Source organism: Streptomyces sp. NPDC056169 (genome assembly GCF_042268445.1).
In the GTDB taxonomy this organism is placed as follows: domain Bacteria; phylum Actinomycetota; class Actinomycetes; order Streptomycetales; family Streptomycetaceae; genus Streptomyces.
In genome coordinates this window covers 52,238-61,077 of the sequence record NZ_JBHJUO010000025.1, presented here as the reverse complement: position 1 = coordinate 61,077, position 8,840 = coordinate 52,238, and the positions used below count along the sequence as shown (strand labels likewise).

The window sequence follows — 8,840 nt, the reverse complement described above, 5'->3', positions numbered from 1 at the left end:
TGCTCTTGTTCCCGCTGCCGTACTCGTCCCGCTAGCGGCCGCCGTTGTAGGGGCCGTACGGTCCGTCGCTGCTGGAGCCACCGCCACGGCGGCCCCGGCCTCCGCCGGAGACCTGCGCGAGCGCGGGGCGCACGTCCACCATGAAGACGATGGCGGCGATCAGCCCGGCGATCTGCAGGAACAGCATCGGCAGCAGCAGGTTCAGGGCGAGGTTGATGCCCAGGATGATCAGCCAGAACTTCTTCGTCTGCTTCTCGGCGGCGCGGTAGGCGTCCTCGCGCGCCATGGCGGCGAAGACGAGCGCGGCGACGGCGAAGCCGGTGAAGACCAGGAAGAGCACCAGGGAAAGAAGGGAGTCGAATCCCGCGCGCAACATGCTGAGCACCGCCTAGTGGTGATGTGGAGAAAGCGCCTCGCGGTCAAGGTACCCGTTACAACGCACCGAGTACCCGTATTGGTGCCCGACCCGGCGCCTGCTCCAGCTCCGGCTCTTCTACTCCTACTTCCTCTGCTCCCGCGCTTCTACTCCTGCTCGGCGGCAACGGTCGCCTTCTTGGCGGGCGCCTTTCGGGCAGTGGGCTTCTTGGCGAACGCCTTCTCGGCCGGGGCTTCGGCGACGGGCCCGGATGCGGCGACCGGCTCCTCCGAAGCCTCCGGCGCCACGTCCGACGCCGACTCCGGCTCGACCACGACGGCGATCTCGACGATCTCGTCGGCGGCCTCGCCACGCCAGGCCTTGACGGCCTCCTCGCCGTGGGCGGCGACCTCCTCGTACTTCTCGCGCGCCTTCACGGCGTACTCGGCGGCGACGCCGACACCGCGCAGGGCGAAGTCCTGGGCGGTCTCACCGAGCTTCTTCAGGTCCGTGTCGAGCACGCCGACGACCTCGGCGAACTTCGACTGCACGGTGACCTGGGCCTCCTTGGCCTGCGCGGTCACCTTCTCCTGGACGGCCTTCGGGTCGGTCTTCCGCACGGCCTCGATCCGGGCGGGCGCCTCGGCGGCGAGCTGCTCGATCAGGCCGGGGACCTTCTTGGCCTGCTGCGCGACGAGGTCGGCGGTGCCGGCGGCGAAGAAGAGAGGGGTACGCAGTTCGTCGATGATGGGCATGCTGGTGGTCCTCCCGGTGTGACGTGTACTAGCTCGAAGGCGATTCGGCATCGGATGCGGCGGGCGCGGCGGCTTCGGTTGCCGCAGCGGCCTCGTCAGCGGCCTCGGCGGCCTCGGCAGCCTCGGCGGCGGCCTTGGCGGCGTTCTCGGCGGCGTTCTCCTTGCGGAACGAGTCGTAGATCTGGAGCAGCACCTGCTTCTGCCGCTCGTTGATCGAGGGATCGGCCAGGACGACAGCGCGCGTCTCCAGCTCCTCCCGCTCCTTCTCGTCGAGGATCCCGGCCCGCACGTAGAGCGTCTCGGCGGAGATCCGCAGCGCCTTGGCGACCTGCTGGAGCACCTCCGCGCTGGGCTTCCGCAGCCCCCGCTCGATCTGGCTCAGATACGGATTCGACACGCCGGCCGCGTCGGCGAGCTGGCGCAGGGACAACTGCGCGGTCCGCCGCTGCTCGCGGAGGTACTCACCGAGATTGCCGACGTTGAGCGATGCCATGCCCCGACCATGCCAGCCTTTGCTAACTATTGCAAGCAGGTGCTTGCAGGAGTGTCGGAGGGCCGTGCGATGCTGGGAAGCGTGAATCTGGAGGACCTGGTGCGGCTGCGGCGCGCGCGGGACGTGATGGACCGCGACTACGCGCAGCCGCTCGACGTACCGGCGCTGGCCAAGGTCGCGCTGATGTCGGCCGGGCACTTCTCCCGCAGCTTCCGCGCCGCCTACGGCGAGACGCCGTACAGCTATCTGATGACCCGGCGCGTCGAGCGGGCGAAGGCGCTGCTGCGGCGGGGCGACCTGAGCGTGACCGAGGTCTGCTTCGCGGTCGGCTGTACCTCGCTCGGGTCGTTCAGCTCGCGCTTCACGGAGCTGGTGGGCGAGTCGCCGAGCGCGTACCGGGCCCGGCGGCACGAGGCGGGTGCCGTGATCCCCGCGTGCGTGGCGAAGGTCCTCACGCGCCCGTCCAGGAACGGCTGACGGAGAGGGGCACCGGGCCGACCGAAGCGGTCACGATCGGAGAAGCGGATTCCAGGGCCCCGTCGTAGCGTCGGAGCCATGAACGTCAAACTCTCTCAGTGCTTCATCGCCGTCGACGACCACGACAAGGCGCTCACCTTCTACCGCGACGCCCTCGGCCTGGAGGTCCGCAACGACGTCGGCTTCGAGGGGATGCGCTGGGTGACCGTCGGTTCGCCCGCGCAGCCGGACGTGGAGATCGTCCTCGAACCGCCGCTCGCCGACCCCAACGCCTCCGCCGCCGACCGCCAGGCCATGGCGGAACTGCTGGCCAAGGGCATGCTGCGCGGCGTGATCTTCTCCACCGACGACGTCGACGCCACCTTCGAGCACGTCCGGGCGGCGGGCGGCGAGGTGCTGCAGGAGCCGGTCGACCAGCCGTACGGCGTCCGCGACTGCGCCTTCCGTGACCCGGCGGGCAACATGCTCCGCTTCTCCCAGCCCCGCACCAACTGACTACCCCTTCCCGACTCCCGCATGGCAGCATGCCGGGAGATCAACGGGGAAGGTCGACATGACAGTTGAGATACGCACTCCGGAAGCGGCGGGCCCCAGGCGACGCGCGGACGTCCTCGAAGAGGCGGCGCACCCGGGGCCGCGCCGCTTCACGCGGCCGGCGACGGGGGACGAGCGGCAGATGCTCGTCGGGTTCCTGGCGGACCAGCGCGCGACCCTGGTGCTGAAGTGCGCGGGCATCACGGACGACCTGGCCCGCCGCGCCGTCGAACCGTCCACGCTCTCCCTCCTCGGCCTCGTCCGGCACCTCGCCGACGTCGAGCGGCACTGGTTCCGCGAGCTCCTCGCCGGCCAGGCCGACGCGGCCCCGCTCTTCTCCTCCCCCGCCGACCCGGACGGGGACTTCGACGGCGCGACCCCCGACGCGGCGGCCGTCGCGGCGGCCTGGGACGCCTGGCGCGCGGCGGTGGACTTCGCCGAACGGTTCACGGCGGAGGCCCCCGACCTCGACGTCTCGGCCCACGACGCCTGGCGCGGAACCGTCTCCCTGCGCTGGGTCCTCATCCACATGATCGAGGAGTACGCCCGCCACAACGGCCACGCCGACCTCCTCCGCGAACGCATCGACGGCACCACCGGCGTGTGAGCCCCCCGGGGTGAGGGCGAACGCCCCTCACCCCGCCCAGGCGGCGAGCGCCGCGTAGTCGGCGCCGCCGAGCCCGCGCCGGGGATCCACCCGGTGAAGAAGCGCCCGCCCGGGACACCGGGCGGCGGCCCACGCCCGATCGCCGGCCCCGATCTCGTCGTCCACCCAGGCGAACGCCCGCCCCGCCGCCCACGCCACCAGCGCCGGCAGCTTCCAGTGGACACCCGGCGGCTCGGGGCCGTCGAGCCACGGTACGAGGGGCAGCTCGGGCAGCCCGAGACGCGGGGCGACCCAGGTGTTGGCGTCCTCCTCCCAGGTCGTCGCCCACACCAGCTCGTACGGGAGCGCCGCGAGCCGCGCCCCGTGCGCCGGGTCGAGCCGTGCGAGGAGCGGGCTCACGGACGGGGGCGGGACGGGCGGATACGTCGGGTACACCCCGTCCCGCGCGCCGAACGGGATCAGCGGCCCGTCCACGTCCAGGAAGAGCAGGGGTGGCTTCATGTCTGCCATGCCCCCATCGTGCCCGGGGCCTCACCACCCCCGCATCGCCCCCGCACCACTCCCCCCGCCAAGAACCCGTCCACTTCCAGACAATCCGCGACGGATCGACTTTCGTTACCCTGGCAGGCATGACAGCCATGGCGCCCACCCGCACCGAGCCCGACCTCTCCTACCTCCTCGACCACACCAGTCACGTCCTGCGCACCCGCATGAGCGCCGAGCTCGGCGAGATCGGGCTCACCCCTCGCATGCACTGCGTCCTCGTCCACGCCCTGGAGGAGGAGCGCACACAGGCGCAGCTCGCGGAGATCGGGGACATGGACAAGACCACGATGGTGGTGACCGTCGACGCCCTGGAGAAGGCCAGCCTCGCCGTGCGGCAGCCGTCGAGCACCGACCGGCGCGCGCGGATCATCGCCGTCACCGAGGAGGGGGCGAAGGTCGCCCAGGAGAGCCAGAAGATCGTCGACGGGGTCCACGAGAAGGCCCTCGCCTCCCTCCCCGAGGACGAGCGCACCATCCTGCTGCGCGCCCTGAACCGCCTGGTCACCGGCCACCTGGAGACGCCCGTCGAGGGCCCGAGGGCCGCCCGTCGGGCACGGCAGCGCGGATAAGAACCAAAGGTCGTTCCGTAAAAAATAGTCTGCAACAAAACCTTCTGCTAATGTCTCTCCTGTTGCCTCCACCGAACAGGAGTGACCCCCATGCCCACGCCCGCCCGCACCCCCTCGCCCCAGCTCGCGCTCGGCGTCCTCGCCACGAGCATGCTGATGACCGTCCTCGACGGCAGCATCGTCACCGTCGCGATGCCCGCCATCCAGAGCGACCTCGGCTTCACCCCCGTCGGCCTCAGCTGGGTCGTCAACGCCTACCTCATCGCGTTCGGCTCGCTCCTCCTCCTCGCCGGCCGCCTCGGCGACCTCATCGGTCGCAAGCGGATGTTCCTCCTCGGTACGGGCCTCTTCACCGCCGCCTCCCTCCTCGCCGGCGCCGCCTCCTCCCCCGAGGTCCTGATCGCCGCCCGCTTCCTCCAGGGCGTCGGCAGCGCGATGTCCGCCGCCGTGAGCCTCGGCATCCTCGTCACCCTCTTCTCCGAACCCCGCGAACGCGCCAAGGCCATCGCCGTGTTCAGCTTCACCGGCGCCGCCGGCGCCTCCCTCGGCCAGGTCCTGGGCGGAGTCCTCACCGACGCCCTCGCCTGGAACTGGATCTTCTTCATCAACCTCCCCATCGGCATCGCCGCCCTCCTCCTCGCCCTCCCGGCCCTCCCCGCCGACCGGGGCCTCGGCCTGAAGGCCGGCGCGGACGTCCTCGGCGCGCTGCTCGTCACCTCCGGCCTGATGACCGGGATCTACGCCGTCGTCACCATCGAGGAGTACGGCGCCGGTTCGGCGCACACCCTCGGCTTCGGCGCCCTCGCCGTCGTCCTCCTGGCCGGCTTCCTCGTCCGCCAGGCGAAGGCCGCCAACCCGCTCATGCCCCTGCGGATCCTCCGCTCGCGCAGCGTCTCCGGCGCCAACCTGGTCCAGATGCTGATGGTCGCCGCGCTCTTCTCCTTCCAGATCCTCGTCGCCCTCTACCTGCAGAAGGTCCTCGGTTACGGAGCCGCCGAGACCGGCCTCGCGATGCTGCCCGCCGCCGCCGTCATCGGCGCCGTCTCCCTCGGTGTCTCGGCCCGCCTCATCGCCCGGTTCGGCGAGCGGACCATCCTGCTCACCGGCCTCCTCCTGCTCGTCGGCGTCCTCGGCCTGCTGACCCGCCTCCCCGGCGACCCCGCCCAGGCGAACTACGTCACCGACCTGCTGCCCGTGATGCTGCTCGCCGCCGGCTTCGGCCTCGCGCTCCCCGCCCTCACCTCGCTCGCCATGTCGGGCGCCGAGGAGAAGGACGCCGGTCTGGCCTCCGGCCTCTTCAACACCACCCAGCAGATCGGCATGGCCCTCGGCGTCGCGGTCCTCTCCACCCTCGCCGCCTCCCGCACCGAGTCCCTCACGGCGGCCGGCCGGCCCACCACCGAGGCCCTGACCGGCGGTTACCACCTGGCCTTCGCCGTCGGCACCGCGCTCGTCCTCGCCGCCCTGGCCGTCGCCTTCACCGTCCTGCGCCCCGCACGGAAGCAGCCGGAAGCCCCGAAGAAGCCCGAGCCCGTGCTCACCGCACGGTGACATCGGCGCCATGAGAGCCGACCGCCTCGTCGCCGCCCTGCTCTTCCTCCGGACCAGGCCGCGCGTCGCCGCCGCCGAACTCGCCGCAGAACCGGACGTGTCCGAACGGACCGCCCGCCGGGACCCCGAAGCGCTCGCGAGCGCCGGGGTCCCGCTCCGTTCCCAGGCGGGCACCGGCTACGGCTACGGCGCCAGGCACTCCGGAAGGTCCTCCGCGTGCACCAGTGCCAGCCGCGACACGGCACGGGTGAGCACCACGTACAGCCGGTTCGCCCCGCGGGCCTCGGCCGCCACGATCGCGGCCGGTTCGACCACGACGACATGGTCGAACTCCAGGCCCTTGACGGCCGTCGCGGGCAGCACGGTCACCCGCTCCCCCGCCCCGCAGCCGCGCACCGCCTCCTCCACCCGGCCGACGAGGGCGTCGGCGGTGATCACCCCCACCGAGCCTTCCGCCGCGAGCCCGGCGCGCACGGCCTCACGGATCACGACCGGCAGGTCAGCGGCCCGATCAACCCCCATGGCCCCCGTCGTCCCCGTGGTCCCCATGGCCCGGTGGACCGTCACCTCGCCGTCCGTGCGGACCGACCGGCCCGCCGGCACGTCCGTGCCCAGGTGCGGCAGGAGCCGGTTCGCGAGGTCCACGATCGCCGCCGGCACGCGGTAGCCGAGGGTCAACGGCACCACCGGCGCCTCGGCCCTGCCCAGATGGGCCAGTTGCTCGCGCCAGTCGCGGGCGGCCCACGGGGTGGTGCCCTGGGCGAGGTCCCCGAGGACGGTGAGCGAGCCGAAGGCGGTACGGCGGGCGATCGCCCGGCACTGCATGGGCGAGAGGTCCTGGGCCTCGTCGACGACGACGTGACCGTAGCTCGCGGGACGCTCGATCAGCCCCGCCAGCTCGTCGAGGAGGACGAGATCGGCGGCGGTCCACCGCGCCGAGCGGTACGAGCGGGGCGGCCGCACCCAACGAATCGCCGCCACCTCATCTTCCGTCAGCCCGCCCTCCACCGAAGCGACCCCCGCCGGATCCGTCAGCACCTCCGCGAGCACCTCCTCCGGCGTCGTCCTCGGCCAGCACGCGTCGAGGAACGCGGTCACCGCCCGTGCCCGCTCCACGCGCCGCGCCCAGGCCGCGCCCACCGCCCCCGCCCGGCGTTCGGCCCGGAGCTGGAGGGCCCGGACGACGCGGGCGCGGACCCGCTCGCGCCCGGTGGCGTAGGGCGGCGCCTCCTCCCGTACCGCCTCGACGATCGCGGCCAGCTCGGCGGCCGGCACCCGCCAGTGGTAGGAGCCGTCGGGGACGGCGAGGTCGCCCGGCGGGACCGGGACGACCCTCCCGTACAGCGCGCGGTGCAGCACTCCCGCCATCCGGGCGTCGTGCTTGACCAGGGCCGCCGCCTCCCCGTCCTCGGCCCGGACGGGGTACAGGGCGAGCTCCTCGTCGAGGGTGGCCTGGCGGACGCCGGTCTCGCCGAGCGAGGGCAGCACCTCGGCGATGTACGACAGGAACGCGCGGTGCGGGCCTAGGACGAGGAGGCCGGAGCGGCGGATCCGCTGCGGATGGCTGTAGAGGAGGTACGCGGCCCGGTGCAGGCCCACGGCGGTCTTGCCGGTGCCGGGCGCGCCCTGCACGCACAGCGAGGCGGCCGGGTCGGAGCGTACGAGGTCGTCCTGGTCGGGCTGGATGGTGGCGGCGATGTCCCGCATGGGGCCGACCCGGGGCCGCTCGATCTCCCCGGCGACGAGCGCGCTCACGGTCTGCGCCCCGCCGTCCGCGAGACGCTCGTCCTCCAGGGCGGTGAGGTCCTCGGTCGCGCCCCGGCTGTGCGGGGCCCAGCCGAAGCGGCGGCGCCGCAGGACGCCCTGCCGGTCGTGGGCGCCGGCCTGGTAGTAGGCGCGGGAGACGGGTGCGCGCCAGTCGACGACGAGCGGCGGGGCGGCGGGGTCCTCGGCGATCCGGCGGCGGCCGATGTGATGGGTCTGGCCGTCCTCGCGGTCGAGGCGGCCGAAGAACAGCGGGCCCGGCGGCTGTTCCCCCATCTCCTTGGAGCGACTGCGGAGGTGGAAGCCGAGGGCCTCGGCATCGGCGCCGGACGCGGCGACGTCCTCGCCGGTCACGACCTGTTCGGCGACGTCCTCGGCCATCCGGGTCAGGGCGGCACGACAGGCGTCGTGGTGGGCGCGTTCGCGGGCGAGCTCAGGGTCCAGTGACGTCATTCCGACAAGACTAACGGAAAACGTTACCGGGTAACGTTTTTTACTCGTCCACGAAAAGACTCAGTACGGAAGACCGTCCCGCAGCGCCCGGAACGCCCGCCCCGCCGCCGCCACCGCGTCCGCCGCCACCTCCCCGGCCGTCTCACCGCCCGCGATCCGGGCCGTGTTCTCCTCGGCGAGGACCCGCAGCACGGCCACGATCTGCCCGGCCGCGACCCGCGCGTCCAGCGGATCGCCGCCGAGCGCCTCCGCGAGGGCCGCCTCCGACCGCGCCCGGTACGCGTGGAGCCGGGCGACCAGAGAGGGCGTGCCGTACAGGAGCCGGTGGTAGGCGAGCACGGCCGGGTGATCGCAGAGACCCGTCACCGGGTCCTCCCGGTCGAGCCCGTCGAGCAGGTGCGCGTACAGCGCGTCGAGCGGCGCGGCGCCTGCGCGGCGCCCCGCCGCCACCACCCGGGCGGCCTCGTCCTCGTGGTCCGCGAACCGGTGGAGGACGAGGTCCTCCTTGGCCGGGAAGTAACGGAAGAGGGTCGGCTTCGACACCTCGGCGGCGGCGGCCACCTCCGCGACCGAGACCGCGTCGAAGCCCTTCTCCAGGAAGAGCGCGACGGCGGCGTCCGACAGGGCCTGCCGGGTGCGCTCCTTCTTCCGTTCGCGCAGCCCGGACGGCTCCGCTGCGTCCGAGGTCATGAGTGGGTCCCTCTCAGAAGATCCGGATTCGGAAGGTCCGTATTCA

11 protein-coding genes and 1 pseudogene are annotated in these 8,840 nt (G+C 72.7%); 6 read left to right on the top strand and 6 right to left on the bottom strand.

The genetic code is table 11. From position 1 onward, the window contains the following. Nucleotides 1-31: 31 nt before the first annotated feature. From ACFC0G_RS34045 to ACFC0G_RS34035, 3 genes are all read right to left on the bottom strand, one after another. Nucleotides 32-376 carry a DUF2516 family protein gene (locus ACFC0G_RS34045; RefSeq protein WP_376411093.1) on the bottom strand — a complete coding sequence of 115 codons (345 nt, stop codon included), beginning with the start codon at nucleotides 374-376 and terminating at the stop codon, nucleotides 32-34. A gap of 146 nt (nucleotides 377-522) precedes the next feature. After that, on the bottom strand, nucleotides 523-1,110 hold the full coding sequence (locus tag ACFC0G_RS34040) for a hypothetical protein (RefSeq protein ID WP_376411090.1): 588 nt from the start codon (nucleotides 1,108-1,110) through the stop codon (nucleotides 523-525). A 28-nt stretch (nucleotides 1,111-1,138) separates the two neighbouring features. Then, on the bottom strand, nucleotides 1,139-1,603 hold the full coding sequence (locus ACFC0G_RS34035; RefSeq protein WP_376411087.1) for a helix-turn-helix domain-containing protein: 465 nt from the start codon (nucleotides 1,601-1,603) through the stop codon (nucleotides 1,139-1,141). Nucleotides 1,604-1,684: 81 nt separating this feature from the next. Here ACFC0G_RS34035 and ACFC0G_RS34030 point away from each other — a divergent pair, with 81 nt between their 5' ends. The 3 genes from ACFC0G_RS34030 (at nucleotide 1,685) to ACFC0G_RS34020 (ending at nucleotide 3,221) form a co-directional block, all read left to right on the top strand. Then, entirely contained in the window at nucleotides 1,685-2,080 is a 396-nt protein-coding gene (locus ACFC0G_RS34030) for a helix-turn-helix domain-containing protein (RefSeq protein ID WP_376411084.1), read from the top strand. Nucleotides 2,081-2,158: 78 nt separating this feature from the next. Continuing rightward, complete coding sequence (locus tag ACFC0G_RS34025; protein WP_376411082.1) at nucleotides 2,159-2,575, top strand: VOC family protein; 417 nt, start codon at nucleotides 2,159-2,161, stop codon at nucleotides 2,573-2,575. Nucleotides 2,576-2,633: 58 nt separating this feature from the next. Continuing rightward, nucleotides 2,634-3,221: a DinB family protein gene (locus tag ACFC0G_RS34020; RefSeq protein ID WP_376411079.1), complete on the top strand. Its 588-nt coding sequence runs from the start codon at nucleotides 2,634-2,636 to the stop codon at nucleotides 3,219-3,221. 27 nt (nucleotides 3,222-3,248) lie between these two features. Here the strand turns inward: ACFC0G_RS34020 and ACFC0G_RS34015 are convergent, their stop codons facing one another. Beyond that, nucleotides 3,249-3,731 (bottom strand): hypothetical protein, encoded by a 483-nt coding sequence (locus tag ACFC0G_RS34015; protein WP_376411076.1) that lies wholly within the window; start codon nucleotides 3,729-3,731, stop codon nucleotides 3,249-3,251. Between the two features lie 119 nt (nucleotides 3,732-3,850). On the opposite strand from ACFC0G_RS34015, the gene ACFC0G_RS34010 reads away from it, so the two are divergent. From ACFC0G_RS34010 to ACFC0G_RS34000, 3 genes and pseudogenes are all read left to right on the top strand, one after another. Next, a complete protein-coding gene (locus ACFC0G_RS34010) occupies nucleotides 3,851-4,336 on the top strand; it encodes a MarR family winged helix-turn-helix transcriptional regulator (RefSeq protein ID WP_376411073.1) in 486 nt (161 codons plus the stop codon). 90 nt (nucleotides 4,337-4,426) lie between these two features. Then, nucleotides 4,427-5,887 carry an MFS transporter gene (locus tag ACFC0G_RS34005; RefSeq protein WP_376411070.1) on the top strand — a complete coding sequence of 487 codons (1,461 nt, stop codon included), beginning with the start codon at nucleotides 4,427-4,429 and terminating at the stop codon, nucleotides 5,885-5,887. A gap of 10 nt (nucleotides 5,888-5,897) precedes the next feature. Then, a pseudogene (locus tag ACFC0G_RS34000) lies at nucleotides 5,898-6,008 on the top strand (WYL domain-containing protein); the annotation flags it as partial. Nucleotides 6,009-6,070: 62 nt separating this feature from the next. Here ACFC0G_RS34000 and ACFC0G_RS33995 read toward each other — a convergent pair. Next, entirely contained in the window at nucleotides 6,071-8,104 is a 2,034-nt protein-coding gene (locus tag ACFC0G_RS33995; RefSeq protein ID WP_376411067.1) for a HelD family protein, read from the bottom strand. Nucleotides 8,105-8,164: 60 nt separating this feature from the next. After that, complete coding sequence (locus ACFC0G_RS33990; RefSeq protein ID WP_376411064.1) at nucleotides 8,165-8,794, bottom strand: TetR/AcrR family transcriptional regulator; 630 nt, start codon at nucleotides 8,792-8,794, stop codon at nucleotides 8,165-8,167. Nucleotides 8,795-8,840 lie beyond the last annotated feature (46 nt).

Coding starts and splice junctions, on each gene's coding strand:
- ACFC0G_RS34005 (WP_376411070.1), top strand. CDS start 4,427: ATGCCCACGCCCGCCCGCACCCCCTCGCCCCAGCTCGCGCTCGGCGTC.
- ACFC0G_RS34035 (WP_376411087.1), bottom strand. CDS start 1,603: ATGGCATCGCTCAACGTCGGCAATCTCGGTGAGTACCTCCGCGAGCAG.
- ACFC0G_RS34045 (WP_376411093.1), bottom strand. CDS start 376: ATGTTGCGCGCGGGATTCGACTCCCTTCTTTCCCTGGTGCTCTTCCTG.
- ACFC0G_RS34015 (WP_376411076.1), bottom strand. CDS start 3,731: ATGGCAGACATGAAGCCACCCCTGCTCTTCCTGGACGTGGACGGGCCG.
- ACFC0G_RS33990 (WP_376411064.1), bottom strand. CDS start 8,794: ATGACCTCGGACGCAGCGGAGCCGTCCGGGCTGCGCGAACGGAAGAAG.
- ACFC0G_RS34040 (WP_376411090.1), bottom strand. CDS start 1,110: ATGCCCATCATCGACGAACTGCGTACCCCTCTCTTCTTCGCCGCCGGC.
- ACFC0G_RS34020 (WP_376411079.1), top strand. CDS start 2,634: ATGACAGTTGAGATACGCACTCCGGAAGCGGCGGGCCCCAGGCGACGC.
- ACFC0G_RS34025 (WP_376411082.1), top strand. CDS start 2,159: ATGAACGTCAAACTCTCTCAGTGCTTCATCGCCGTCGACGACCACGAC.
- ACFC0G_RS34010 (WP_376411073.1), top strand. CDS start 3,851: ATGACAGCCATGGCGCCCACCCGCACCGAGCCCGACCTCTCCTACCTC.
- ACFC0G_RS33995 (WP_376411067.1), bottom strand. CDS start 8,104: ATGACGTCACTGGACCCTGAGCTCGCCCGCGAACGCGCCCACCACGAC.